Source organism: Limnoglobus sp., from assembly GCF_059499385.1.
This window is the reverse complement of sequence record NZ_JCABYM010000114.1, coordinates 1-25,766: the sequence shown is the minus strand read 5'-3', so window position 1 is coordinate 25,766 and position 25,766 is coordinate 1. Positions and strand designations below refer to the sequence as shown.

At 68.1% G+C, this 25,766-nt stretch carries 26 protein-coding genes and 1 pseudogene; 19 read left to right on the top strand and 8 right to left on the bottom strand.

Going from position 1 to position 25,766, the window contains the following annotated elements:
• Positions 1-153: 153 nt before the first annotated feature.
• On the bottom strand, positions 154-834 hold the full coding sequence (locus tag AC5JJ2_RS21130) for a PEP-CTERM sorting domain-containing protein (RefSeq protein WP_495860015.1): 681 nt from the start codon (positions 832-834) through the stop codon (positions 154-156).
• A gap of 181 nt (positions 835-1,015) precedes the next feature.
• On the opposite strand from AC5JJ2_RS21130, the gene AC5JJ2_RS21125 reads away from it, so the two are divergent.
• The 3 genes from AC5JJ2_RS21125 to AC5JJ2_RS21115 all read left to right on the top strand — a co-directional run bounded on the left by AC5JJ2_RS21125 (position 1,016) and on the right by AC5JJ2_RS21115 (position 3,398).
• Positions 1,016-1,714 carry a hypothetical protein gene (locus AC5JJ2_RS21125; protein ID WP_495860014.1) on the top strand — a complete coding sequence of 233 codons (699 nt, stop codon included), beginning with the start codon at positions 1,016-1,018 and terminating at the stop codon, positions 1,712-1,714.
• Positions 1,715-1,731: 17 nt separating this feature from the next.
• Complete coding sequence (locus AC5JJ2_RS21120; RefSeq protein WP_495860013.1) at positions 1,732-2,760, top strand: class I SAM-dependent methyltransferase; 1,029 nt, start codon at positions 1,732-1,734, stop codon at positions 2,758-2,760.
• Between the two features lie 134 nt (positions 2,761-2,894).
• Positions 2,895-3,398, top strand: coding sequence for a cupin domain-containing protein (locus tag AC5JJ2_RS21115; RefSeq protein WP_495860012.1), 504 nt, complete (start codon positions 2,895-2,897; stop codon positions 3,396-3,398).
• Here AC5JJ2_RS21115 and AC5JJ2_RS21110 read toward each other — a convergent pair.
• Complete coding sequence (locus AC5JJ2_RS21110) at positions 3,395-3,826, bottom strand: type II toxin-antitoxin system VapC family toxin (protein ID WP_495860011.1); 432 nt, start codon at positions 3,824-3,826, stop codon at positions 3,395-3,397. The genes AC5JJ2_RS21115 and AC5JJ2_RS21110 overlap by 4 nt on opposite strands.
• Positions 3,827-4,081, bottom strand: a complete 255-nt coding sequence (locus AC5JJ2_RS21105) for a hypothetical protein (RefSeq protein ID WP_495860010.1) — start codon at positions 4,079-4,081, stop codon at positions 3,827-3,829.
• 200 nt (positions 4,082-4,281) lie between these two features.
• Between AC5JJ2_RS21105 and AC5JJ2_RS21100 the strand changes: the two genes are divergently transcribed.
• The 6 genes from AC5JJ2_RS21100 (at position 4,282) to AC5JJ2_RS21075 (ending at position 11,027) form a co-directional block, all read left to right on the top strand.
• Entirely contained in the window at positions 4,282-5,121 is an 840-nt protein-coding gene (locus AC5JJ2_RS21100; RefSeq protein WP_495860009.1) for a glycosyltransferase family 2 protein, read from the top strand.
• A gap of 60 nt (positions 5,122-5,181) precedes the next feature.
• Positions 5,182-5,469 carry a type II toxin-antitoxin system prevent-host-death family antitoxin gene (locus tag AC5JJ2_RS21095; RefSeq protein ID WP_495860008.1) on the top strand — a complete coding sequence of 96 codons (288 nt, stop codon included), beginning with the start codon at positions 5,182-5,184 and terminating at the stop codon, positions 5,467-5,469.
• Complete coding sequence (locus AC5JJ2_RS21090) at positions 5,466-5,801, top strand: type II toxin-antitoxin system RelE/ParE family toxin (RefSeq protein WP_495860007.1); 336 nt, start codon at positions 5,466-5,468, stop codon at positions 5,799-5,801. Before AC5JJ2_RS21095 ends, AC5JJ2_RS21090 begins: the two co-directional genes overlap by 4 nt.
• A gap of 72 nt (positions 5,802-5,873) precedes the next feature.
• A complete protein-coding gene (locus tag AC5JJ2_RS21085) occupies positions 5,874-8,975 on the top strand; it encodes a YCF48-related protein (RefSeq protein WP_495860006.1) in 3,102 nt (1,033 codons plus the stop codon).
• Positions 8,976-9,005: 30 nt separating this feature from the next.
• A complete protein-coding gene (locus AC5JJ2_RS21080; protein ID WP_495860005.1) occupies positions 9,006-9,623 on the top strand; it encodes a Uma2 family endonuclease in 618 nt (205 codons plus the stop codon).
• A gap of 9 nt (positions 9,624-9,632) precedes the next feature.
• Entirely contained in the window at positions 9,633-11,027 is a 1,395-nt protein-coding gene (locus tag AC5JJ2_RS21075) for a hypothetical protein (RefSeq protein ID WP_495860004.1), read from the top strand.
• On the opposite strand, the gene AC5JJ2_RS21070 is transcribed toward AC5JJ2_RS21075, so the two are convergent.
• The 3 genes from AC5JJ2_RS21070 to AC5JJ2_RS21060 form a co-directional block, all read right to left on the bottom strand.
• Positions 11,028-11,816: a HEAT repeat domain-containing protein gene (locus AC5JJ2_RS21070; protein ID WP_495860003.1), complete on the bottom strand. Its 789-nt coding sequence runs from the start codon at positions 11,814-11,816 to the stop codon at positions 11,028-11,030.
• A gap of 142 nt (positions 11,817-11,958) precedes the next feature.
• Positions 11,959-12,390, bottom strand: coding sequence for a hypothetical protein (locus AC5JJ2_RS21065; protein WP_495860002.1), 432 nt, complete (start codon positions 12,388-12,390; stop codon positions 11,959-11,961).
• Positions 12,391-12,393: 3 nt separating this feature from the next.
• On the bottom strand, positions 12,394-13,440 hold the full coding sequence (locus tag AC5JJ2_RS21060; RefSeq protein ID WP_495860001.1) for a DUF1559 domain-containing protein: 1,047 nt from the start codon (positions 13,438-13,440) through the stop codon (positions 12,394-12,396).
• Positions 13,441-13,871: 431 nt separating this feature from the next.
• Between AC5JJ2_RS21060 and AC5JJ2_RS21055 the strand changes: the two genes are divergently transcribed.
• From AC5JJ2_RS21055 to AC5JJ2_RS21030, 6 genes and pseudogenes are all read left to right on the top strand, one after another.
• Positions 13,872-14,678 carry a MauE/DoxX family redox-associated membrane protein gene (locus AC5JJ2_RS21055; protein WP_495860000.1) on the top strand — a complete coding sequence of 269 codons (807 nt, stop codon included), beginning with the start codon at positions 13,872-13,874 and terminating at the stop codon, positions 14,676-14,678.
• A gap of 472 nt (positions 14,679-15,150) precedes the next feature.
• Positions 15,151-16,182, top strand: a complete 1,032-nt coding sequence (locus AC5JJ2_RS21050) for a hypothetical protein (RefSeq protein ID WP_495859999.1) — start codon at positions 15,151-15,153, stop codon at positions 16,180-16,182.
• Positions 16,179-16,406: a hypothetical protein gene (locus AC5JJ2_RS21045; RefSeq protein WP_495859998.1), complete on the top strand. Its 228-nt coding sequence runs from the start codon at positions 16,179-16,181 to the stop codon at positions 16,404-16,406. The genes AC5JJ2_RS21050 and AC5JJ2_RS21045 overlap by 4 nt, the downstream gene beginning before the upstream one ends.
• The gene (locus AC5JJ2_RS21040; RefSeq protein WP_495859997.1) at positions 16,407-16,592 is read left to right on the top strand and encodes a hypothetical protein; all 186 of its coding nucleotides are present in this window, start codon (positions 16,407-16,409) and stop codon (positions 16,590-16,592) included.
• Positions 16,593-16,602: 10 nt separating this feature from the next.
• A pseudogene (locus tag AC5JJ2_RS21035) lies at positions 16,603-16,656 on the top strand (prepilin-type N-terminal cleavage/methylation domain-containing protein); the annotation flags it as partial.
• A 12-nt stretch (positions 16,657-16,668) separates the two neighbouring features.
• Positions 16,669-17,478 (top strand): DUF1559 family PulG-like putative transporter, encoded by an 810-nt coding sequence (locus AC5JJ2_RS21030; protein ID WP_495860016.1) that lies wholly within the window; start codon positions 16,669-16,671, stop codon positions 17,476-17,478.
• Between the two features lie 178 nt (positions 17,479-17,656).
• On the opposite strand, the gene AC5JJ2_RS21025 is transcribed toward AC5JJ2_RS21030, so the two are convergent.
• Positions 17,657-18,721, bottom strand: coding sequence for an SdrD B-like domain-containing protein (locus AC5JJ2_RS21025; RefSeq protein ID WP_495859996.1), 1,065 nt, complete (start codon positions 18,719-18,721; stop codon positions 17,657-17,659).
• A gap of 365 nt (positions 18,722-19,086) precedes the next feature.
• The gene (locus AC5JJ2_RS21020) at positions 19,087-20,997 is read right to left on the bottom strand and encodes a protein kinase domain-containing protein (protein WP_495859995.1); all 1,911 of its coding nucleotides are present in this window, start codon (positions 20,995-20,997) and stop codon (positions 19,087-19,089) included.
• Positions 20,998-21,309: 312 nt separating this feature from the next.
• On the opposite strand from AC5JJ2_RS21020, the gene AC5JJ2_RS21015 reads away from it, so the two are divergent.
• The 4 genes from AC5JJ2_RS21015 (at position 21,310) to AC5JJ2_RS21000 (ending at position 25,658) form a co-directional block, all read left to right on the top strand.
• Positions 21,310-22,968 carry a DEAD/DEAH box helicase gene (locus tag AC5JJ2_RS21015; protein WP_495859994.1) on the top strand — a complete coding sequence of 553 codons (1,659 nt, stop codon included), beginning with the start codon at positions 21,310-21,312 and terminating at the stop codon, positions 22,966-22,968.
• A 121-nt stretch (positions 22,969-23,089) separates the two neighbouring features.
• A complete protein-coding gene (locus AC5JJ2_RS21010) occupies positions 23,090-23,803 on the top strand; it encodes a class I SAM-dependent methyltransferase (protein WP_495859993.1) in 714 nt (237 codons plus the stop codon).
• Positions 23,804-24,008: 205 nt separating this feature from the next.
• On the top strand, positions 24,009-25,169 hold the full coding sequence (locus AC5JJ2_RS21005) for a hypothetical protein (RefSeq protein ID WP_495859992.1): 1,161 nt from the start codon (positions 24,009-24,011) through the stop codon (positions 25,167-25,169).
• Between the two features lie 12 nt (positions 25,170-25,181).
• Entirely contained in the window at positions 25,182-25,658 is a 477-nt protein-coding gene (locus AC5JJ2_RS21000; RefSeq protein WP_495859991.1) for a hypothetical protein, read from the top strand.
• Positions 25,659-25,766 lie beyond the last annotated feature (108 nt).

Here is a 25,766-nt window from a genome sequence, read left to right as displayed (position 1 = left end):
GGGGGGGGGGGGGGGGGGGGGGGGGGGGGGCCCCCCCCCCCCCCACCTCCCTTCCCCGGACGCGATCCTCACCGGGGGTGGGAAGCTCACCCCCCTCCCTAGCCCTCCCCCCCAAGGGGGGAGGGGACAAGACAACGAACCCCGACCCTGCACTTAGCGCCGCCGCCGGGTCAGGCCGACGGCCGCGAGGCCGAGGCCGGCCAGCGCCAGCGTCGTCGGTTCCGGCGTCTGGACCGTCGCCGCCGACGGCGTGATCCGCATCCGCGCCCCGGCCGGCTCGTCGATCTCGTCCGGCAGCCCGCCGAACGACTCGACCGCGTACTTGTTCTCGCCGAGGATCAGTTCCGTCCGCTGCGGCCCCATGTCGAGGTTGAACAGAAAGATGCCGGGGTACATGCCGGACCCCTCCGCGGCCCGCACCGTCCCGGCGTAGTCGATCGTGCCGGTCTGGCCGGACGCTTCGTCCTTGAGCGTGAACGTGACGAGGAACTTGTCGTCCATCGGCGGGTCGAAGTCGCGGGTGATGGTGTGAACGACCGGGCGGCCGCCGTCCCCCCGCGGCAAGAAGAACGGCGCGAACGAGTCGGTGTCGATCCCGGACCCGCTGACGGTGAACTCGGCCAGCGGGGTGTAGAAGACGTACTCGCCGCCGAACGGGATGCCGTTCGGGTCGCCCGGCGGCAGCGATTGTAGGTTCGCCTCACCGATGTAGAGGTTGCCGGTTCCGGTTTCCGTGCGGACGGTGGCGGTGTAACTCCAGTTGATCGGGCCGGCCGAGACGAGGGGGGCGGAGCAGAGCAGGGCGAGGGTCGTGGTGAAAACAACGCGGCTCATCCAAACCTCCGGGGGGATCGGGCGGGATGGAATACCCCAGCCCGCGGTCGGCGGACAACCCCAACCCCGCCGACCGCCTTCGCGCGAAAATTTGGAGAAATTGTCCCCTTCGACCCCGGCCTCGTCTCGTACTGCCTGACGGGGGCGACTCGCCGACCCCCTCATTTCGGAGACACGTCTCATGTTCAAAACCGACTTCGCGACCGCGAGTACGCATCTGCACGAGCTGCTCGGCATCGACCTCACCAAGCGGCTGTTGTTCTCGAACGCGGGGACGTTGCGGGACTTCTCGGTCGTCGGCTCCCTCGTCGTCGTCTACCGGTACGCCGAGGCGCTCGGGAAGAAGCTCGTCGTCCACGACATGACCGTCGGCGGCCACGAGTCCCACCTGCTCGGCACGGAACTCGACTTCGACGTTGTCGGGAAGCGGAAGGACCCGATGACGCACCTCCGCGTCGTCGGCGACCTGCTCCGGCTGCGGGCGGTGCTGCGGCCGGACCTGGAGGCGTTCCGCGTCGGCCTGTACTTCGACGTGCTTTCGAACACGGAGGCCGACACGCTCGCGAAGTTCGAGGAGAAGTACGGCGGCGGCAAGACGGCGTCGTCGATGCACCTCGGCGTGCGGTACAAGTGGGCGAGCGACGAGTACCGCGGGAAGCCGCTGCCGGGCGACGCGATCGCGTTCGGCATGTGGGGCCGCGGGAAGCGGACGTTCGGGTACAGCGACCTGTGGGTCAACCGCATCCGGTCGTGGGACGTGGGGTTCCTGAAGGGCCAGGCCGAGGGGCTGGCCCGGCGGACGATCGCGACCGACTTCCGGGCGCTGGACGCGAACCCGCCGCCGCTCGCCGCGACCGAGCATTTCGTCGTTGCCGGGTAGCCGCGTACACTAGAGGGATGCGCTTCCTCACCGACCTCTACCCGTCCGTCGCCGCCCGCGTGAAGCCGCCCGTCTGCGTCGCGATGGGCGCGCCGAAGTCCGTCGCGTTCCTCGTCCAGGCGATGAACCTGCCGGACGTGACGTGCTTCCAGATGGACCTGTTCCCCGCGGCCCGCCTCCGCGAGGACCTGGCGGAACTCGGCGCGACGGCGGACGTCGTCACCGCCGCCGACCTGTGGGACCTGCCGCCGACGTTCAACACCGTCCTCCTGCCGGCCGGGGCGCACACCGACCGCGAGCTGAAGCTCGACCTCATCGAGCAGGGGTTCCACGCCCTCGCGCCGGGCGGCACGTTCCTTACGCTCTCCGAGTACGAGAAGGACACGGAGTTCGCGAAGCAGCACAAGAAGATTTTCGGCAGGTGCGGCGAGACGCCGTCGAGCAAGGCCGGGATGGCGTTCTTCAGCACGAAGCCGGACGAGCCGCGGGACCGGCGGCGGCACGAGATGCACTTCCACGCGAAGGTCGGCGGCGGCCCGTCGATGGACTTCCTCACCCGCCCCGGCGTGTTCAGCTACGGCCACATGGACAACGGCTCCCGCGCCCTGCTCGAAGTCGCCGAGGTGAAGGACGGCGAGCACGTCCTCGACCTCGGCAGCGGGTGCGGCGTCGTCGGCTGCCTGATCTCGACGAAGGCGAAGCTCGGCAAGGTGACGTTCATCGACAGCCACCTGCGGGCGAACGCCGTGTGCGAACTGAACGCGAAGGCGAACGGCCTGACGAACTACGAGGTCGTGACGAGCGAGACGATGGCCGGGCTGCCGCTGGGCAGCTTCGACGCGATCCTGGCGAACCCGCCGTACTACGGCGACTCGATGGTCGCGCGGCTGTTCATCGGCCGGTCCCGCGACCTGCTGAAACCCGGCGGCCGGTTCGCCATCGTGACGAAGATGCCGACGGCCGTGGTCCCGCTGATCTTCGAGGCGTTCGGCGGCTGCGACGTGATCGAGAACCGCGGGTACTCGGTGGTCGTCGCCACCGCATAAAGACAATGGCCCGCAGATGACGCCGATAAGAGCGCAGATGAAAACCGGATAAGAAAGAAATCATCTCTTGGTATTTATCCTCTTTATCTGCGTCGAAGTCCGCGTCATCTGCGGGCCATTCTTGGAGGACCTGCATGACGGCGGACGACGTGATTCGGTTGCTCGACCTGAAGCCGCACCCGGTCGAGGGCGGGTTCTTCCGCGAGATTTACCGCAGCCGGCAGACGCTCCCGGCCGGGACGCTGCCGACGCACCCGGCCCCGCGGGCGGTGGCGACGACGATCTACTACCTGCTGAAGCCCGGCCACGTCTCGGAGCTGCACGCCCTGCCCGGCGACGAGATCTTCCACTTCTACCTCGGCTCGCCGGTGCGGATGCTGCAACTCTGGCCGGACGGCACGGGGAAGGAGGTCGTGCTGGGGCAGGACTTGGCCGCCGGGCACGTCCCGCAGCTCGTCGTGCCGGCCGGCGTGTGGCAGGGGACGCGGCTGATCGCGGACGACGGCTTCGCGCTGCTCGGCGCGACGATGGCTCCGGGGTTCGACTACGCCGACTACGTCGGCGGCAGCCGGGCGGCACTGGTCGAGACGTGGCCGCGGTTCGCCGACCGCATCGCGGAGCTGACGCCACGCGGTTAGCGGGTGCTCGGGTCGATCCAATCGCGGTCGAGGAACGTCGGGTGCAGGCGGTCGAAGTCGCGGTCGGTCGTGAGCAGGCGGGCTCCGCTCGCCTGGGTGGTCGCCGCGATCCAGAGGTCGTTCTTGCCGAGCGACTGCCCCTGTCGTTCGAGGTAAGAATCCATCAAGGCGTAGCTTTCCAGAATGTCCGGGGTATTGATATTCACAATACCGAAGTACCCGAGGGCGAATGCCATTTGGGATCGCTTCGCTTCCTCCCACTGCCACTGGTAGGCGAGGGATCGGATTTCCCCGACCGTTACCACGCAAATGACCGGCTTCGGTTCGATGAGAAGGAGTTGATACTCCTCCCGAAGTCGCTCCCAAACGGCACTCCCTCGCACGTAATGGACGAGAATGTTCGTGTCGAGCAAGTAGAGCGTGCCCACTTAGGACAACCTTTCCAACATGTCGAGGATTTCCTCGTCCGTCTCGTCGCCGGGCCACGTGCCGCACACGACATCCTCCAGCGTCTTGCCTTCCGGCAGCGGTCGCGGCGGTTGGCTGTTCGCAAGGATTCGCTCGCGGGCGGCCTGGATTTCTTCCGGCGTGCGGTTCAAGAACCGCCGGATCGCCACGCTCAGCGGGTCGTCGCCGGTGGGTACGGGCAACGGCGTCACTACGGGTTCGTTCAACGTTTCCATTGGTCCACCTCCTTCCGCCATCTTACCGGCCGCGCCGCCGGCCGGTCAACGGCTTCGGGTTGCCGTCCCGCGGCCGTTCGGCGTACACTCTTCCCGTTGGCTCGCTCGTTCGCCTCACGGAGGAAGGCCGGATGACTTCGACGCTGGAACGGACGCCCCTCGCCGACCCGTTTGCCCTCAAGAAAGCCGGTGACCCGCGCATGCCGTCCCCGACCGACCTGCAATCCGTCGCCGAGCAGCTCGCGGCCGCGTCCCACAACGACCGGGTCGCGTTCCTCGAGAAGCTCCTCGGCCCGGCCGCCTGCCGGCAGATCGGCATCTACCCGTACCCGCCCGGCTGGAAGCTGTCCGTCGTCATCCCCGTCTACAACGAGGAACGCTGGCTCGAAGGCTTGGTGAAGCGCGTCCAGGCCGTCGAGATGCCGAAGGAACTGATCCTCGTCAACGACAAGAGCACCGACGGCACGCCGGCCATCCTGGAGAAGCTCCAGAAGCAGTACGACAACGTCCGCGTGTTCCACCAGCCGGTGAACATGGGCAAGGGGGCGGCCCTGCGGGAGGGGTTCAAGCACGCGACCGGCGACTGTGTCATCGTGCAGGACGCGGACTGGGAGTACGACCCGGCCGAGTACCCGAAGCTGATCCAGCCGATCCTCGACGGCCAGGCGGACGTGGTGTTCGGCAGCCGGTTCATCGGCGAGAAGCACCGCGTGCTGTACTTCTGGCACTCGCTGGCGAACCACGGCCTGACGCTGCTGTCGAACCTGTTCACCGACCTGAACCTGACGGACATGGAGACGTGCTACAAGGTGTTCAAGCGGGAGGTGATCCAGGGGATGGACCTGAAGTCGAACCGGTTCGGGTTCGAGCCGGAGGTGACGGCGAAGGTGGCCCGGAAGGTGAACGGCCAGTTCAAGTGGCGGGTGTACGAAGTGCCGATCAGCTACAGCGGCCGCACCTACGCCGAGGGGAAGAAGATCGGGCTGAAGGACGCGTTCAACGCCCTGTGGTGCATCGTGCGGTTCAAGTTTAGGGATTGATTCCGCCGCCCCTCCCGCCGTGGTACGATGATGGCGAACTGGAACTGTTGAGGGCCGAACATGGCGGACGCGATCGAGGATGTCGAGTCGATGGCCGCGTTCAAGCGGGACACGGCGACGGTCGCGGCCCGCCTGAAGAAGTCCGGCAAGCCGTTGGTGCTGACGGTCAACGGGAAGGAAGAACTCGTCGTCCAGGACGCGGCCGCGTATCGCCGACTCCAGGAACTGGCCGCGCTCGCGGCGGCGGCGGAGATGAAGGCGTTCCTCACCCGCAGCCGGGCCGACATCGAGGCCGGGATCACGCTCCCGGCGGTAGAGTTCGTGAAGTCGTTGGGAACGAAGTCGTGACGTTCGACGTTGTCATCACCCGCGAGGCGGCCCGCGAGGTGGAACAACGGTATCACGCCCTCGCCGAAAGATCGAACGTTTCGGCCGACCGCTGGCGGGCCAACCTCCTCAAAACCATCGAATCCCTACGCCGCACCCCGGAGCGGTGTCCTCTCGCCCCCGAATCGGAGTGGTACGGCGACACCTTACGCGAAACCTACTTCGGTAAGCGGCTCCACACCTACCGCGTGCTGTTCGAGATCCGTGGCACGGCCGTGTACATCCTCCGCGTGCGCCACGGGCTGCAAGACTTCTTGCGTGAGACCGACCTGCCGCCGCCGGACCTGGGCTAGCTTTTCTCCGCCCCCCGCGGTATCGCCGTTCCTCCAGAGTGCCCGAACCCCGGTCGCGGAGGAACCGCCAGCATGTCCCGCATCCCCCTGACGCTCGCCGCCCTGCTCGTCGCCGCCGCCGTACACGCCGCCCCGCCGCCGAGCTACGACGACGCGGCCCTCCGGGCCATCCAGTTCGTGGACGACCGCGAGGGCTGGGCGGCCGGCGACGACGGCACCGTCTGGCACAGCATCGACGGCGGCCGCACCTGGGAGCGGCAGAAGACCGGCACGCGGGCCGCGCTCACCGGCGTCCACTTCCTCACGCCGTACACCGGGTTCGTCAGCGGCCGCACGGAGCTCCCCGGCGACCTCGGCAGCGCCGGCGTGCTGCTCGCCACCACCGACGGCGGGCTGACGTGGAATGAGGTCTCGAACGGCCTGCTGCCGGGGCTGAACGGGGTAACGTTCTTCGACGACAAAACCGGCCTCGTCGTCGGCGACGGGTGCGGCGCGTACCCCGGCGGCGCGTTCACGACCGCCGACGGCGGCAAGAGCTGGCTGCCAGTCGTCGGGCCGCGCGGCGGCAGTTGGCTCGCGGCCGACTGCGCGAACGCGAAGACCGGGATGCTCGTCGGCGCGTGGGGCCAGACGGCGACCCTCCGCGACGGCGAACTCGCGCCGACGGGGTTGAGCGTCCCCGGCGGGCGGGCCGTTCGCGCCCTGAAATCGCAGGCCAAAACCGCGTTCGCGGTTGGCGACGGCGGCCTCGTGCTGGCGAACCGCGACTACCCGAACGGGACGTGGGCTAACGTCGAACTGCCGCTGCCGCCGGAGGCGCGCGGCGTGTGCGACTTCCATGCGATCAGCGTCATCAGCGACAAGGTGTGGCTCGGCGGGCGGCCCGGTTCCGTCGTGCTGGCGAGCGCCGACGGCGGGAAGTCGTGGACCGTTCAGCGGACCGATTCGCACGTCCCGATTCACGCGATCCAGATGCTGAACGAGAAGACGGGCTGGGCCGTCGGCGACCTCGGCACGATCCTGATGACGACCGACGGCGGGGCGAAGTGGCAGCACGTCCGCGGCAAGCTGCACGCCGCCGTGCTGACGGCCCACGCCACGCCCAAGAGCGTGCCGCTGACGATGTTCCCGGTGATCGGCGCGGCGGAAGGGTACGTCACGGCGACGGTCGGCGTGACGACCGCGGACGCGGCGACGGCCGACCCGCGGCGGGCGGCGGAGCCGTTCCGCCTGTCGGCGGCGATCCGGCTGGCCGGCGGCGCGGCGGCGGAATCGCTCTGGCCGTTCCCGCTGCCCGGCCACTGCGACGGGCTGACGGCCGACCAACTCCGCACGTACTGGGACCGGCTGCACGACGGCCGGGCGGCCGAGCAACTGGTCCGGCAGATGACGCTGGCCGTGCGGCTGTGGCGGCCGGAGGTGATCGTCACCGACTCGGTGATGCCGGACGCCCCGGCGGCGGAGCAGCTCGTGCTGGCGGCGATGCAGGAGGCGTTCAAGCGGGCCGCCGACCCGGCCGCGTTCCCGGAGCAGCTCGCGGCCCTCGGCCTGAAGCCGCACGCGGCGAAGAAGCTTGTGGGCACAACCAATGAAGGAAACGGGCATTTCCATTTTGACACGAAAAAGTTGTTGGCGCATGTTCTTGAGACGCCAGAGACGATGACAAAGGATGCGAGCCTGCTCATCGAGTCGAACCGACAGCCGGTCTTACGCATCGTGTCACATCGGATGGACGCATTCACGCCTCCGAAAGAACACCTCTATAAAGAATCGCCATCGACGCACTTACTCGATGGCAGTGCGCTAGCATATGGCGGCATGGCTCGTCGAACGGACCCTATTCCTGAGTCACTGAACAGATGGAACCCTGTTCAGCAAGCCGTGCATTTCAAGCAGATTCAGCGAACGCGACAGGAACTTCGCTCCGTTCTCCTGCCTGATACGCGCCATGTAACTGAGGCGAGCCTAAGCGCGTTTCGAAAAGAACTCGTCGCCGATAAATCACGCCCCCTCGGAATATCAGACTCCGGGATGATATTGGCCATTGCTCGAGAACTTGGTTCTCAGAGTCCGTGGACAACGTCCCGCGAGCTGTATCAAGTTGCCGTCGATTTCCATCCAACTGACACAGACACCCTGCCGGCGTACCGGTGGCTCGCTCGGTTCCACGCCAGCTCCGAGACGCTGCGGCGGGTCGAACTCGGACAGATGGCCAGCCTCCGGCCGACCGAGTTCTACGACGTGCCGCCGGGCGAGATTCAACAGGTCGCGCACGCGGAGGCGAAGCCGGAGCGGGCGAAGTTCCGCACGGCCGACGCCCGCCGCGACTGGTTCGGGACCGGGCCGAGCCTGGAGGCGAAGCTGTTCGCCGTCAGCCCGCTGTTGTCCCGCGAGCCGGCGGAGCAGCTCGCGTACAACGCCGCCCGCCTCAAGCTCGGGCTGACGGCCGACGCCGAGAAGACGATGGCGAACTACTACCGGGCCGTCGTCGGCCGGCCGGTCACGGCCGGGGCGAACCCGTGGTTCGACGCCGTCGCCGCGGAACTCTTCCTCATGAACCGCCGGCTCATGCCGACGTGCCCGAAGCCGATGGCCGCGTGTGCCAAGCTCGCCGACCGCCCCGTCCTCGACGGCAAGCTGGACGACGACGTGTGGAAGGCCGCGACCGAGCTTTCGCTGAACGAAGGCACGAAGGAACTCGCCGCGACGCACGGCACGGCGGCCCGGCTGGCGTTCGACGACGAGTACCTGTACCTCGGCGTGACGTGCCGCCACCCGAACGGCGAGCAGGTCCCGGCCGCGGACAAGCGCAAGCACGACGACGACGTGACGCCGCACGACCGGGTCGAGTTGCTGTTGGACCTCGACCGCGACTACGCGACGTACTACCGGCTGCGGGTGGACCACCGCGGCTGCACGGCCGAGGACTGCTGGGGTGATGCGAGCTGGAACCCGACGTGGTACGTGGCCGTGTCGCCGTCGCCGGCCGGGTGGACGGCGGAGGTGGCGATCCCGCTGTCGGAGCTGACCGGCAGCCGCCCGCGGGACAAGCACGTCTGGGCGGCGAACGTGACCCGCGTCGTGCCCGGCCGCGGCGTGCTGTCGTGGTCCGGCCCGGCCGACGCGACGCCCCGGCCGGAGGGCCTGGGGCTGTTGGAGTTCCGGGCGAAGTGACGGTAAACTGACGACATCGGAGGACCGCGCATGACGACCGCCACGCTCCCGACACCCGCCGTCACCCCGCCCCCGGCCGGGGTTCCAACGCCCCGGCCGTTCCGCTGGACCGTGCAACAGTTCCACGACGCGAGCGAGCGAAAAGTGTTCGGCGAAGGTAACCGCGTGATCCTCCTTCGCGGCGAACTGGTGGAGCTAGGCCCGATGAATCCGCTGCACGCAACGGCCGTCGATCTGGCGAACGAGACCATCCGGGCGGTGTTCGCCGCCGGGTGGCGCGTGCGGGTGCAATCGCCACTCGTGTTCGGCCTGGAAACCGACCCCTTGCCCGACATTTCGGTCTTCGCCGGCGGCGGACGGGACTTCCTGGCGTCACACCCCGGTACGGCCGTCCTCGTCGTCGAAGTCGCCGATAGCTCCTTGTTCATCGACACCACGACGAAGGCCGAGCTTTACGCGACGGCGGGCGTCCGCGATTACTGGGTCCTCGACCTCCAGAACCGCGTCCTGCTCGTGTATCGCGACGCCGCCCCCGTGCCCGACGGCGGCATGGCCTACGGCACGACACTCACGCTCACACCCACGGACAGCGTGTCGCCGCTGGCAATGCCGTCGGCCAGCATTCGCGTCGCTGATTTGTTGCCCTGAGGTTGCCCCATGCGGCCGTGGAAGAAGTGGCTGCTCCGCACGGTCGCCGTCCTCGCCGTCACGACGGCGGGGTACTTCGCCGTCGGGTGGTGGCGGCAGTCGCAGGCCGGGCGACAGCTCGACGAGGCCCGCGCCGCCCTCGACGCCGACGACCCCGGCTGGCGGCTGGACCAGATTCAGGCCGCGCGGGCGAGGCGGTTTCCGCCGGACGACCGGAACCTCACGAAGCTCGCGGTGGCGATCAAGGAGGACACGCCGAAGGAGTTCGAGGAGTTCCTCCGTCGGGCCGACGACCCGACGCCGTGGCTGCCGGAGCGGGACTTCAACCGGCTGCCGGCCGCGGAGAAACTGGCCGACGCCCGCAAGACGCGGACGCTGTGCAAGGACGTGATCGACCGCTGCCTGAAGCTCGGCGCGCTGACCGACGGCGGCGTCATCCCGCCGCCGGTCCCGAACCCGTTGAACATGTCGCTGGAGCACACGCAACGGCTCCGCAACGCGGCCGCCCTGCTGAGCCTGAACGCCGTCGTCCTGGCGGCGGACAACGACCCGGCCGCCGCGGTCGCGAGTTGCCGGGCCGGGCTGAACCTCGTCCACGGCGTCAACGACGAGCCGACGCTCGTGACCATGCTGATCCGCGTCGCCGTGGCCGCGGTCGCCGTTCAGTCAACGGAACGGGTACTCGGTTACACGGAACCGACGGCCGGTCTCGCGGAGTTGCAGGCCGAGTTACTCCGGGAGGCGGACGCGCCCGTCCTCGCCAACGGCGTCCGCGGCGAGCGGGCGATGATGGACGCCATCTTCGACTACATGCAAACCGACCCGTCCGCCCTGCCGGTCGGGGCGTTTGACGTGCTCAGTCGCCTCGGCGTGCAGGCGTTCAAGGCCCGCATCCTCCGCGAGCAACTGATCGGGCTGAAGCTCCAGACCCGCTACCTCGACGTGGCCCGCGGCCCGTCGCACGAGTGGGCCGAGCGGCTGAAGGCGGTCGATACGTCGGACGCGAAGGGGCCGCTGATCGAGCTGCTCCTCCCGGCGACGGAGAAGGTCGCGCTCGCCGTGCTGCGGTCCCGCGCCCGGCTGAGGTCGCTGGCCGTTGGCGTCGCGTGTGAGCGGTTCCGGCAGGCGAACGGCCGGTGGCCGAAGGAACTGACCGAGATTCCGAAGGCGATTCTCGCGGAGATTCCGACCGACCCCTACACGGGCGGGTCGTTGAAGTACAAGCTGCTGGCCGACGGCATCGTCGTGTACGCTGTCGGCGACGACAAGGCCGACGACGGCGGGAACCTCACGTACTCGAACCCGAAGCCCGGCGAAGACGTTGGGGCGCGGCTGTGGTCGCCGCCGTTCCGCCGAGCCGCGGCGCGGCCGGAACCGAAGGCGGACGACGGCGACGAGAAGTAATTACGGCCCGCCGCCGCTGATGCGGGCGATGGCCTCGCCGGCGGCCCGCCGCACGTCGCGGTCCGGGTCGGCCAGGAGTGGTTGCAAGAGCGGCCCGGCGTCGGCCGCGTCGCGGCCGAGCTTGCCGAGCGCCTTCACCGTCGCCAGCCGAACCACCTCGTCCGCGTCCTTCAGATCGACGGCAATCGCGTTGACCAACTCCTTCGTCGGCTTCGCGGTCGGCTGAATTCGCCGCAGCGCCGCGATGGCCGCCCGCCGCACGTCCGCATCCGAATCGCCGAGGGCCGCCGTCAGGTCCGGCACGGCTGCCGCGGCGGCCGTCTCCAGCCCGCCGAGCGTCTTCGCCGCCCGGAGGCGGGTTCCCTCGTCGCGGCTCTTGAGCTGCCGCGCCAGGTCGGCCACGTTGCGGCTCGCGGCGTCCGTCAGGAGTTGCTTCGTCGCCGCCTTCACCGCCAGGTCGATGTCGATGGTCCGGCCGGTCGCCTTCGCGAGCGTCGGTACTGCCGCCCTCGCCGCCGGGCCGATCGCGCCGAGCGCCTCGACGACCGCCTCCTGCAACGCCTCCTGCTCGGCCTTCTTCAGGAGCGTGAGTTGACGCTGCAACTCCTCCGCGGCGACCGTCGCCTTCACGCCCATCGTCGAAAGTGACTTCGCCGCCTCGACGCGCTGGTTGGTCGGCACGCGGGGGTCGCGGACGACGGCGACGAGCTGCCGGGCCAGGGTGTCGTCCGACTCGTCGGCGCGGAGGGGGGCGGCGAGGAGCAATAGCAAGAACGCGGTGCGGGTCATCGGGGAACTCGCGACGGCACGGCCGGGATGCGCATCGACCGGTATCGTTCCCCGACGGCCGACGGGTTCAAGGCCGCCTGGGAGGTTTTCGGAACCCGCCGTCCGCCGGCCCGTCCAACCGGTCCGCCCGGCCCGACCGGACCTACTCCAGCTTCAACTCCACCTGGTTCGCGTCGCCGCGCTTCACCGTCACCTTGAACTTCGGGGCCCGCGGGTCCCCGTACTTCCCGCCGAGCTTGTCCCGCGTGCCGCCGCCCTCGCCGGACAGCGACAGCTTCCCGGCCGGGGCGGCCTCGGTCCACTGGACCGTCACGCCGTACTCGCCCTCCGGCGCGCCGTCCCCTTCCTGGTACGTCGTCACCGCGACCGTGCCGTCCGGCTTCACCTTGCCGAACGGCTTGCCGCCGATCTCCTTCTCGCGGGCGTCCGCCGCCGGGTGGAACACGACCAGCGCCCCGGCCGCCGGCTGCCCCTTGTGCGTGACCGTCACCGCGACCGGGACGGTCGCCGGCTTGCCGTCGCCGCCGCACCCCGCCAGGGCGAGGCACGCGGCGGCCGTCAGAAGCGTGCGCATGGGTCAGTCCGTGCTCGGGGAGGTTTCGGCCGCGGTCAGGCTGCCGCCGTTCGCCGTGATGAGGGCCGCGTACGTCTGCGGGTTGATCGAGTCCTTCACGAACCGGACCGACCCGTCCACGAACGCATGGTTCGCCCCGCCGGTGTGGAATGCGTAGGTCTCGTTGTCGTTGTGGCAGTTGACGACGCAGTTCCCCGGCGACGTGCGGTCGGTCTTCGACACCGCCCCGTCGAGGCCGTAGTCGTTCTCGTGGTGGCCCCACCCGCCGTCGTTTTGCACCCGGCTGGCGTCCCGCGCCCCGCCGATGTAGTACTCCGGCCGGCCGGCGCTCTCGCACAAGAGGATCGTGTTCGACGTGCCGTCCGTGACGCCGATGATCGCCACCGGCTCGGACGCCGTCGTGCCGAGCAGCGACAGCCCGCGGCCGCGGAGCTGCGGCCGCATCGCGCTAAACAGCGAGAACTGCGTCGCCGTGGACGGGTAGCCGAAGAACGTGATCGAGCCGGGGTTGATGGAGCTGTTCGTCGCGTAGTCGGTGACCCCGAGGTTCTGGTACGGGAACGCGACGCCGAACGTGAACGTGCCGCTGACGGTCCGGGCGTTGCCGCCGGGCGACGACGGGCAGAGGAACGTCTTCACCGGGGTCCGCAGCGCCGCCTGGTTGTCCGGCGTGCCGGGCACGATGGCCGGCGACGAGAACCACGGGAACTTGAAGTCGTACAGCCGGAACACGTTCTCCTGCTCGATGTACGGCAGGAAGTTCGGTGCCCACGAGTGGACGACCGCCGGGTACGGGAACCCCGGCTGGCCGGAGCTGCCGGGCGGCAGGCCGATGTCCACGATCAGGCTCGGCGGCAGCTTCTGGTACGCCCCCTCGTAGTTCGCGGCCGCGAGGCCGAGCTGCTTCATGTTGTTCTGGCACGTGCTCCGGGCCGCGGCCTCCCGGACCTTTTGCACGGCCGGCAGCAGCAGTCCGATGAGGATGGCGATGATGGCAATGACGACGAGCAGCTCGATGAGCGTGAACGCGGGCCGACGATGACGGGTCATGGACCCCTCCGATGAACGCGCGGGCGAAGTCACACGGTCATCGGTAGCGGAACCGGGCGGCGGCCGGGATGGGCGTCCGAAGAACTCGCGCAACCTTCTTCGGGCCTACTCGGACCGGCCGACACGTTCACGGCCCCGTTCACGTTTCGATTGCGTTCGCGGCGATGGAAATGGAGTGTTTGGTCCGCTTTTGTTATTCCTGACGTGACAGCCGGTTGCGAGCGAACCGCCACACGGAAAGAGCGTGCGGGTGGAAGCCGAAAATAAATTGTCAATAATTCGTCAGAAATTGTGTTGACGGCCGATGATAGCTCCGACTACGATTTGCTCACATCGAACCTCGTCCCCGAAATCGAGATGTCCCGTGACCCACGCACCAGCGAGCAGCGAGCAGCGAGCAGCGAGCAGCGAGCAGTAGCCTCGCGCGCGGCGTGACCGTGGCGCTAGGGCTGCTTCTCCTCGTCGCCGCCGGGCTGAAGCTCTACGGGCTGAGCGTGTCGCCACTGCCGAGCGTCGGGTGGCTGTCCGTGCCCGGCGTGCAGCTGGCGGTCGTGGCGGCGGAGTTCGTCGTGGGCGGTTGGCTCCTCTCCGGCGTCGCGAAGCCGCTGGCGTGGCTGGCGGCGGTCGTCCTCTTCACCACATTCGCAATCGTTAGCGGCTACCTCGGAGTCATCGGCCAGGCGCGGTGCGGGTGCTTCGGTGCGATCGAGGCCAGCCCGTGGGCGGCATTCGGCGTGGACGTGGCGGCGCTGCTGGCGCTGGCCGTCGCCCGGCCGTCCCGGGCGGCGTGGCGGTCGGCGAGCGTCGGCTGGGTCGGCGTTCGCACCGCGAAGCTCGTCGGCGGGGCCGCGGCCGTCCTCGCGGTCCTGGCCGCGTCGGGCACGCTCGTGTTCGGCTCCCTCTCGGCGGCGCTCGCGAAGTTGCGGGGCGAGTCGCTGTCCGCCCCGGCCTACGTCGATTTCGGCGCGGCGAAGCCGGGCGACAAGTTGGAACAACTCGTCGCGGTCCGCAACTGGACCGCCCGCCCGGTGCGGCTTATCGGCGGCACGAGCGACTGCTCGTGCGTCACGACCTCGGCAATGCCTTTGAGCGTCCCGCCGGGTGAAGCCATCACTCTCGCGATCTATCTCAAAGTGCCGGCCTCCAGTCCCGGTGACTTCACGCGCCTAGCCACCCTTTCGACCGATTGCGAGCGACAACGAACGATCACGTTCCGCCTGGGTTGCCGAGTGGAATGACAAAGACATCCGCCGGGATGTTCCCGGTGGCTGTTGCGGTGTCTCTCGAAGGAGTATTTTTCATGAAGAGGCTGTACGGAGCGATGTCGTACCTGTGCGGTAGTTCGGCAATCGCGTTGCTGGCAGTGGCCTTCTTGGCGGCGGGAGGGCCGGCACGGGCCGAGACGGACGAAGTCGGCCCGATTACGTTTGAACGGACGTGCTCGGTCGGCACGGACGGCTACTGCAAGGACCACAACTCGAAGTCGCTGTGCGAAGCGTCGCCCCGCGATTGCGAAGGTGCCGTAACCGAGTGCCGCTGTACCTGGGTTACGGAGAACAGCGTCGAGAAATGCGTCTGCCAGAAACCCTAACCTGGTTGTGAGTAAAGCCACAACGCCTATCCGGCGAACGGGGCAGCCCCTCGGTTCGCCGGATGGCATTGCAGGTAGGGGCGGACAAGGAAGCAGTCTCACACTCCGAGTGTAAAACAATGTCACCACGATTATTGTCATTATCCTTAGTGGTACTCGTCTCGACCGCTTGCGACGCGCAAGAGGATCGGTCGTTCAAGGGTGAAGTGTTGTCTCGGTGGCAAGAAGTGGCGTCAAGGGTTAACACGACGAGACTGAAGTGCCGAAAGGAGTTCGAGGTATCAAAAGGGGACAAGTCCAACTTCCGGCTCCTCACCAGTGAATCGTTGTCTTATGCTATGATTCAGGGCAAGGGTAGCGTGGCGGACCGTGTAACCTTGCGGCCGGAAGAGAGCAAGGAGGGTTCTGTCCGCAAGCGGGTTGTGACGCTCAAGAATCGAGAATACCGGGCGAAGATTATCGAGTCGAGTACCATTCAAGACAGTTGGAAGGTCGATACCGTTGAGTCGGGGAATGCTGCCGGCGACCGTGACGACTTCCTTACCTGCTCGTGGGTCGTTATCGGCACCGTGAATCTATTGGATCGTTTGCCCAGGTCCACGTTCAGAGTCCTTAAAACCGAGCCCGTGGCCGGACGCGAGGATGTCAAGAGGATGTACTTCCAATTCAGTGAGTCCGGTAACTATCGGCCCGAAACGTCCGAATCGGTTATTGATGGCTACATCGATTTCGACGAGAGCTATCATTTTGTACCGGTTGCCTACAATTTCAAGGTATCGAACAAGTCTTCCGTCGTAGACATGCAAGGCGTATTGAACTACTCCGATAGGTCGTCGAGTTTCCCGAGACTGGTTACCGCGAAACACGAGGAGGCGGCCAAGAGTGTAAAAAAAGGGCTGATATTTGGCCGAGAAGAAGTGGTTTACGAGAATGTAGAGTACAACGAGTCGATGGGGCTTGAGGCGTTTTACCTATCCCACTACCAACTCCCGGAACCAGTCGGGGTCTCGACGCCGGTTTCCGGTACAAGGACTGTTGGTACTATCATTTCCCTAGCCCTTCTTCTGGCCGGTTTAAGCATTGTTTTTGCATACCTCAGGCGGAGACTCCTCCGAAAGGACATGTCCGTAGATCGGGGTGGCGCACGATGACAATCGCATACCGGACGGCGTTACTTCTGGCCGCCTTGCTCGCAATCACCTTCAGCCTCAGGTATTTGCTGTTACCCGCCGACCCGCCGCCCGGCCGTGCCCTCACCGTCCACGACCCGGACCGCGACCTCGGCAGCCTCCCACTCGGCCGGCACGCCGTCGCCTTCCGCGTCACGAACGCCTCCTCCCGGCCGCTCCGGGTCATCGGCCTGAGCGAGGCTTGAATGGATACCGTCTGCTTCGGTCCGAAGCTCTACGAACAGATTCCCATCCCGGCCCGCGGCGAGGTCCTGTATGAGTGCGACATCGACGTCCGCAAGCCCGGCCCGTTCGAGTGCCCGCTCGACGTCCACTTCGAGGACGGCGGCATCCGCACCGTCACGCTCACCGTCCGCGGCGTCGGCAAGTAGGCCCGCCTTCACCCTCGTCGAGTTGCTCGTCGTCCTCGGCATCATCGGCGCGCTGATCGGCCTCCTCCTGCCGGCCGTGCAGAACGTCCGCCACGCCGCCGCCCGGCTCGACTGCCAGAACCGGCTCAAGCAGCTCGCCCTCGCCCTGCACAGCCACCACGACGCCCGCGGGGCGCTGCCGCCCGGCCACCGGTCGCCGCTCCACCCCGACCGGATGATGTGGACCGGGTGGCCGGTCTCGGTCCTGCCGGACCTCGAGCAGGGGAACCTCGACGCCGTCGCTCGGAACGCATTTCGCACCCAACCGGTCCCGTTCGTCAGCCCGCCGCACACGCCGTTCGCCACCGTCGTCCCGGCGTTCACCTGCCCGGCCGACGACCGCACCCGGACTCCGCAGATCGACCCGACCACCGGCAAGAGCGTCGCCCTGCTGAGCTACCTGGGTGTGTCCGGCACGCAGGCGGCCAAGAAGGACGGCCTGCTCTACCAAGACAGCCGCCACCGGCTGACGGACGCCGCGGACGGCACGAGCAACACGTTACTGCTGGGCGAGCGGCCGCCGAGCCACGACTTCCGGTTCGGGTGGTGGTACGCCGGCGTCGGGCAGCGGGGGACCGGGTCGGCGGACCTCGTCCTCGGCGTCCGCGAGCCGAACCTGCAGCCGATCGTGAGCGGCTCGACCTGCGGGCCGGGGAATTACCCGTTCATGCCGGCGGCGGGGTTCCAGGACCCGTGCGGGATGTTCCACTTCTGGTCCCCGCACCCCGGCGGGGCGAACTTCGCGCTCGCCGACGGCAGCGTGCGGTTCCTCCGCTACTCGGCGAACGACGTGCTGCCGGCCCTCGCCACCCGCGCCGGCGGCGAGACGGCGGCCGTGCCGGACTGAGTGGACAAGTTTTCATTATAACTGTCGCGTCAACCCAGGTGGCCATTCCGCCACGGGGGGCCACCCGTGGCGGTGGCGGCGGTGGCGGTATCAGCCGGCCCTCAATTCCAGTCATGTTACCGCGCAAAAAAATCCCCCGGCACGGCCGGGGGATTCGTCGGGCGTACCCGTCGTCGGGTTACGTGTTGCTGCCGCCTTCGTACAGGTACTCGCTGAAGTCGTAGTACACGCCGGCCGCCCCGTTCGCGATGTGGATGTCCGCGATCTTGTCGATGTCCGCCAGGTAGCCGCCGAGGCTGCCGATGAAGTCCTGGCCGTCCTCCAGCCCCTCCGGTTGCGTCTGGATCAGGCTGTACGTCCCGGCCCGGAGGTTCTTGAACGAGTAGCTCCCGTCCTCGGCCGTCGTCGTCGTCAGCACGACCGTCCGGCCGAGGTCGTCCACCCCTTGGAGGGTGATCGTGACGTTCGCCAGCCCGCCGTCGATGGCGTCGCGGACGCCGTCGCGGTTCTGGTCCAACCAGACGCTGCCGGCGATGCTCGCCGTGCCCAGGGTCGTGTTCGTGCCGCCGTCCGTGCGGACGGCCCACTCCTCGAACCCGCCGTTGGCCGTCGCCCCGGCGACGCCGCCGAGCTTCGAGTACAGGTACACGTAGTCGTCCGCCCCGGCGGCCGCGAACGCCGCGTCCGGGACGAGCAGCTTCATGTCCCCGGACCCGCTGCCGGAGTTCAGCTTGGCGTTCAGCACGACGCTCACGTCGCCGGCCGCGTCCAGGTCGAACGCCGCCGCGTGCCCGCCCAGCGTCTTCGCCGCCGCGTCGTACCCCGTCAGGTCGGAGGACGTGGCGAAGAACACCCGGACCTCGTCCAGCGACAGCTTCCCGGCGGACGACTTCTGGTTGATGTCGAGGAGGAACTCGCGGTACGCGACGCCGCCTTCCACGACGAGCGGGACCTGCGAGGCCCGCAGCTCGCGGGTGAACTGCGGGCTGCTGTTCTCGTCGAACTGCAGCGGCCGGGCGGTGGTGTTGTACCCCTGCTCGCCGCCGCCGCCGGCCGCGGCCCCTTGCAGCCGGACGAAGGAGCGGATGTACCCAGTCCCGGTCGGCTGGGCGTCCACCTGCCGGACGATCGCCTCGGCCGCGGTCGCCTCGGCGTCGGCCGTGGTCAGGTCGAGGAGGGTGGCGGGGACGATGCGGTCGTTAAGTTCATCCAGGGACAGCCGGGGGAGATCGACGTTAGCCATGATGAAAGCTCCAAGGTGGAAAAAACAAAACAACCCTACCGGCGAGTGTGTTCGGTGGGCGACACCGAAGGTTAGAGCGGATACGGGCACGGTCAACTGTCAACGTTCGTTAACGGATCGGGCGGAAGTTCGGGCGGCGGCGGGATTTCCACCCGTCAGTTGGAGGGGTGCAAACCCCCGGCGTCGGTCCGTCGGCCGGTAAGCGAGAAGTGTTGGGGAACCCTACGCCGGGCGGTCCGGGCGATTCATGAGAGAGGATTTTTTTGCGACTCTCGCCTTGCGGCGGGGTGTCGGAGAAGCTGTCACCCGCGGAGGTTGGCAAGAGTTTTCCCAACCGCCGCAGGGGTTTACGTACCGTCTGAGGGTCAGCCCTGGTTCGACAGCCGGGCGTACAGCGCGTCGGCGGACGGGATGCGGTCGTCTGGGTTCTTCTTCAACAGATCTATGACCACCGCGTTGAGCCATTCCGGCAGGTCCGGGCGGTGGGCCTTCGGCGGGATCGGCGTCGCGTCCGCGATCAGTCGCAACAGCGCCGTCATGCTCATCGCCTCGAACGGCAGCTTCGCCGTACACATGCCGTACAGCACCGTGCCGAGCGAGAACAGGTCGGACCGGCCGTCCAGCGGCAGCCCGTCGATCTGCTCCGGGGACATGAACAGCGGGCTGCCGACCAGCGCCCCGGCCTGCGTCAGGCCGAGGTTGTCCAGCCCGCGGGCCAGGCCGAAGTCGCCGAGCTTCGCACGCCCGCTGACCGCCTCCACGAACACGTTCGCCGGCTTCAGGTCGCGGTGGACGATCCCCTTCGCGTGCGCCGCCGCCAGCCCGAGCGCGATCTGCCCGCCGAGGTCCGCGACCTGGGCCACCGGGAGCGGGCCGATCCCGTCGATCAGCTCCTCCAGGGACCCCCCGTGGACGAACTCCATCGCCATGTACGGCAGCCCGTCGGCCGTGCCGAGCGAGTAGACGCCCACGACGTTCGGGTGGTGGACGGCGGCCAGCGACCGGGCCTCGCGGGTAAACCGCAGGCGGGCTTCGTTCGACGACGCGTACTCTGGCGACATCACCTTGACGGCCACGTCCCGCTGGACACCGGGGTCGAACCCGGCGAACACGACGCCCATCGCCCCGCGGCCGAGTTCCTTCCGCAACTCGAACTGGTCGAGCTGACACCCGCCGGGCGGGAAGTCGGCAAGGAATGCGGCCCGGAATTGCTCCAGCGGCGGCTCCGGCGGCGGGGGCGTCGCGTCGATCGGGACCAGCCGGGTGGCCGTGTAGTCCTGGGTGCGGTCGAGGCCGTCGCCCGGCCGGACCCGCGACCCGCCGAGGATGTCGAACCGGCTGCGGAACGACAGATCGACCAGCGCCTCGCACCCGCGGGTCAGGACGGCCGAGTAGTCCGTCGTATCGGTCATCCCCAGGTCGAAGATCGCCTTCACCTCCTCGATCCTCGGCGCGACGGCGTGCAGGAACTCGATGAGCGCCTGCTGGCCGAACCCGAACATCAGCATCGCGCGGGCGAGCAGGTTCTTGAGCAGGGCCGGGGACTCGACCACCTGGTCCAGCCGCAACAGCGCCTCGACGAAGTTGAGCAACTCGGCCCGCTGCCGCCACGACTTCCGGGCGTCCGGCGGGAGGGCGTCGAGGTGGTGGTGGTAGCGGATCGGCTCGACCACGTCGTCGGGCAGGTTCCAGCTCGCCAGCAGGGCGCACGTCACGTCCACGTGGTGGACGCCGAACGCCCGCTCCTCGATCCCGCACGGGTTCGTCAGCAACTCCGCGACCGGCGACTTCTGACACCGCTCCCACCCGGTCGGGTCGTGCTGGGCCAAGAGCAGCCGGCCGAGGTCGCGGAGCAGCCCGGCGACGAGGTCGTACCCCGGCGACGCCCCCTCGCGGTGGACGGACAACTCCTTCGCCAGGATGCCGCCGCTGACGGCGTCGATCCAGAACTCGCGAACGGCCGGGTTCGGGTCCGTCTTCGACTGCGCGACCGGCAGGGACAGGCCGAGGACGAGCGACCGGAGGGCGTTCAGCCCGAGCAGCACGACCGCCCGGTCCACGGTGGCGACCGGCTGCCGGCCGCCGCCGAACACGCACGAGTTGACCGTCTTCAGCACCTTCCCGCACAGCACCGGGTCCTTGGACAGGGCGGCCACGATCTCGGCCGTCGTACAGTCCGGTTTCCCGGCCACGTCCACGACGCGGAGGGCGACGGGGGACGGCGTGACGAGGCGGGCGTGCTTCAGGACGGCGGCGAGGGCGGTCTTGCGGTCCACGGGGTCTCATCCTGCGCCCGACCCGGCGTCCCGTCCCGGCGAAGAATCGCGGCCACGAACGAACTGGGGCGGGCGGGGTAAACGGATCGAACGGGTCGGGGGAAGACTAGTACGCCCGCGGAAACGTGGCGGCCGGCCGCGGTAATTTGCGTCGCGTTTTCATTTCGTCGCGTCGCCGAACCCGGCCGTCCGTATACTGTCCGTACTGTTGCCTTCTGCCGGAGGAATCGCGCGGGTGTTGCGTCGAGCCGGTCCGAGGCTTACGCACGACCCCACGATTCCGGCGCACCCCGCCGGCGGAAAGCTTTTTGCATGTCTGACGAACTGACGACCGGCTTCACGACCCTCGGCCTCGACGAGCGGTTGACCGCAACGCTCGAAACCCTCAACTACAAGCAACCCACCCCCATCCAGGAACAGGCGATCCCGCACGTCCGGGACGGCCGCGACCTCGTCGGCCAGGCCGGGACCGGCACCGGCAAGACGGCCGCGTTCGCGCTGCCCGTGCTGCACCGGCTCGCGGCGGCAAAGGCCGAGAAGCGGGACGCCGCGGCGCTCGTGCTCGTGCCGACGCGGGAACTGGCCATCCAGGTCGCCGAGGCGTTCCGCAAGTACGGCAAGGCCATCGGCCTGCACGCCGTCGCGATCTACGGCGGCGAGGGGTACGGCGAACAAATCCGCGCGCTGCGGCGGGGCGTTGACGTCGTCGTCGCCACGCCGGGCCGGCTGAACGACCACATGCGGAAGGGGACGTTCCCGCACCGGGCCATCGCCGCCGTCGTGCTGGACGAGGCGGACGAGATGTTCGACATGGGGTTCGCCGACGAGATCGAGGCGATCCTCGCGGCGCTGCCGGCGGACCGGCAGACGCTGTTGTTCTCCGCGACGATGCCGCCGCGGATTGCGCGCATCGCGGAGAAATTCCTCCGCGACCCGGTGCGGATCACGGTGGCGAAGCCGACGGCGGCCGGGGAGAAGCCCCGCGTCCGGCAGACGGCTTGCGTCGTCGCCCCGCGGCACAAGCCGGCCGCCCTCGCCCGCATCCTCGGCATGGAAGACCCGACGGCCGCCATCGTCTTCTGCCGCACCCGCGGCGAGACGGAAGATTTGACACGCCACCTGTTGGAACGCGGCTACCACGCCGCGGCCCTGCACGGCGGCATGGAGCAACTCCAGCGGGACCGCGTGATGAAGCTGTTCCGCGAGGAGACGCTGAGCATCCTGGTGGCGACCGACGTGGCGGCGCGGGGGCTGGACATCAGCCACCTGTCGCACGTCGTCAACTTCCACCTGCCGGAGTCGCCGGAGGTGTACGTCCACCGCAGCGGCCGCGTCGGCCGGGCCGGGCGGGAGGGCGTCGTCCTCACGCTGGTCGATTCCCGCGAGCAGAACTCGCTGCGGTTCATCGAGCGGATGATGAACCAGCCGATCCAGGTCGCGAAGGTTCCGACCGTCGCGCAGCTGAAGGCCCGGCAACTCGAGCGCACGACCGAGAAGCTGCAAGAGACGCTCACGGACGGCGAGTTGGACGAGTACAAGGTCGTTCTGGCGAAGCTGGCCGAGGCGCACGACCCGACGCTGATCGCGCTGGCGGCGATCAAGCTGGCGCACGAGCACGGCAGCCCGGCCGAGGACGACCAGGAAATCCCCGACCTGCTGACGCCGCGGAAGCCGGCCGAGCAGCGGCCGCCGCAGCGGGCCGGCCGCCCGCCGCGGCCGGGGATGGCGCGGCTGTTCTTCAGCGTCGGCCGCGACGCCGGGCTGACGCCGCGGGACTTGGTGGGGGCCATCGCGAACGAAGCCGGGCTGAACAGCCGGGATATCGGCCCGATCGAGATCGGCGACCGGTACGCGCTGGTGGACGTGCGGGACGAGGCGTGCGACTACGTCGTCGAGACGATGAACGACGGCCGCATCAAGGGCCGCAAGGTGACGGTGCGGCGGGACCGCCCGGCGGTCGCGACCCGCTAACCATTCCCTTCTTGTAGAACCGGGAGCGGTAGCGACGGGGTGTTGGGCGCAACCCAACACCCCGTCGCTACCGCTCCCGGTTCTAAGTATCATGGTGTCACCCACGTTCGGGAGACATCTCATGCGCACGCTCCTCGCGACGGTCCTGCTCGCCCTCCCGCTCGCCGCCGACGGGCCGAAGAAGCCGCGGTACGAGACCCGCAAGGACCACGACCGCGACGGCATCGGCAAGTTCTACCTCAACCGCGAGATCGCCCAGGTCATGGGCCACCAGGCCGCCGGGTGGCTCGACCGGCCGGAGCGCGAGAAGGAAGAAGACCCGACCAAGCTCCTCAAGGCCCTCGACATCCAGCCCGGCATGGTCATCGCCGACGTGGGGGCCGGCAGCGGCTACCACGCCTTCCGCATGGCCCCGCTCGTCGGCGAGAAGGGCAAGGTCCTCGCGGTGGACATCCAACAGGAGATGCTGGACATCATCGCGAAGCGGGCGAAAGAGAAGAACGTCGCGAACGTCGAGCCGATCCTCGGCACGGAGACGGACCCGAAGCTGCCGGACGGGAAGGTCGATCTGATCCTGCTCGTGGACGTGTACCACGAGTTCTCGCACCCCTACGAGATGACGGAGAAGATGGTCGCGGCGCTGAAGCCCGGCGGCCGGATCGCGTTCGTCGAGTTCCGACTGGAGGACCCGAAGGTGCCGATCAAGCTCGTCCACAAGATGAGCGAGCGGCAGGTGATGCTGGAGATGGAGCAGTTTCCGGAGATCAGCCACAAGAAGACGGACAAGAGCCTGCCGTGGCAACACATCGTTATTTTCGAGAAGAAGAAAAAGTAACCACGACGCGAACCACCGACTTCCGAAGTCCGGCTTCGACTTCGGAAGTCGATCCCGCGCGGGGAGCTTTGGCTCGGGTCGGCACACGCCCATCGTCCCGTTCGACTTCCGAAGTCGAAGCCGGACTTCGGAAGTCAGGGTTCCGAAACCCGTTCCCCCCGCCGCGGGTAACTCCCTCCGCCCGTCCCGTCGCGGAGATGTTCCCATGCGATCCCTCGTCGTCCTCCTCCTGCTCGCCGTCCCCGCCGCCGCCGACCCGCCGCTCGCGGAGAAGTTCCTGCACGCCGGCCAGCTCGCAGTCGGCGAACAAACCCTCGACCGCACCCTCGCCGCCAACCCCACCGACGACCAACTCCGGTTCGGCCTCGGCCTCATTCAACTCGTCCAGGGCGTCGAGCGGCTCGGACAGTCGCTGTACGAGTACGGCGCGAAAGCCGAGCACTCGTCGCTGCCGTTCGTCCGGCTGCCCGTCCCGGCGAACCCGGACCCGAACGCCATCACGTACAAGAAGTTCCGCACACTGATCGACGATTTCCGCCGCGACCTGGAAAAGGCCGAGGCGACCCTGGCGAAGATTACCGATGACCGGGTGAAGCTGACGCTACGGCTGGCGGACATCAAGCTCGACCTCGACGGCGACGGGAAGCCGACCGACCGGTTCGTCGAACTGCTCAGGCAGACGCTCGGCGGGAATCCGGAATTCCTGGCGAAGAACCGTGACTTCCGCGTCTCCTTCGACCGGGGCGACGTGGCGTGGTTCCGGTCGTACTGCCACCTGCTGATGGGCCTCGCGGACATCATGCTGGCGGTCGATCTCGAAACGGAGTTCTACGCGAACTACCAGGCGTTCTTCCCGAAGGTGAAGCCGGCGGAGAAGGTCGAACCGCGCAACAACGGGTGGGTCTTGAAGATTCGGTTCGCCGAACCAAGCCGCCTCGGCAGGGTGCGGCTCCACCTGCTCCAGGTGGCGAAGCTCAACCGCGAGACGTGGCGGTTCGTCCGGGCGGAGACCGACAACGACGACGAGTGGCTGCCGAACGCGAAGCAAACGAGCGTCGTCGGCCTGCCGGTCCGCGACGAGATGATCGACCGGTGGCTCGCGTTCATGGGCGAGTTGGAGGCCGTGCTGGAGGGGAAGACGCTGATCCCGGTGTCGATCTACCTCGACACGCAGGGGAAGGATTTGAACCTGAAGAAGGTGCTCGACGACCCCCCGGCCGTGCTGGACGTGGTAAAAGTGATGAACAAGGGGATCGACGCCGCGTACCTGGAAAAGGGACCGGCGGCGAACATGGACGTGTTGTTCAACGCGGCCCGCGTCTTCGACGGGCCGATGGGCGGGCTGTACATGGCGTACTTCAACTGACGGGGGGCGGGGATGCCGGTGACGATCGGCGATCGCGGCCGGGCGGTGACGCCGCTGCGGCCCACCGGCTTCGTGGACGTGAACGGCTCCCGCCTGGAGGCGAAGCTCGCGCCGGCCCGGACGATCGCCGTGGAGGTCGGGGCCGAGGTCGTAATCGTCGGGGCGGACGCCTTCGGCCTGTTGGTCCGGGCGGCGGTGGACTTGGCGGACGTGAGCGCGCTGCCCGGCTACGGCGAGCCGGTCCCGACGCCGGCCGAGCAGGGCGAGCTGCGGGAGGAGATCGAGAAGCAGAACTGGGAAGAGGAGCAGGAGGAGACGAAGCGGGACCTGCAGAAGGAGACGCTGGTGTTCGCGATCCCGCTGGGCTTGGCGTTCCTGGCGGGGTATCTGTTCTTTGGGTTGCAGGCGGCCGTGGCGCTCGCACTGGCGTGGGTGGCGATCTTCTTCGGCCTCGGCCTCGCGCTGGCGTTCCTCGGCTCGTCGGAGTGACGAATGTAGGGTGGGCCGAGGCTTTGCGAGGCCCACCGAGTTTTGTCCCCTCGCCCCCGGCTCTGCGGGGGAGAGGGTTAGGGTGAGGGGGTCAAACCTCCCTCACCA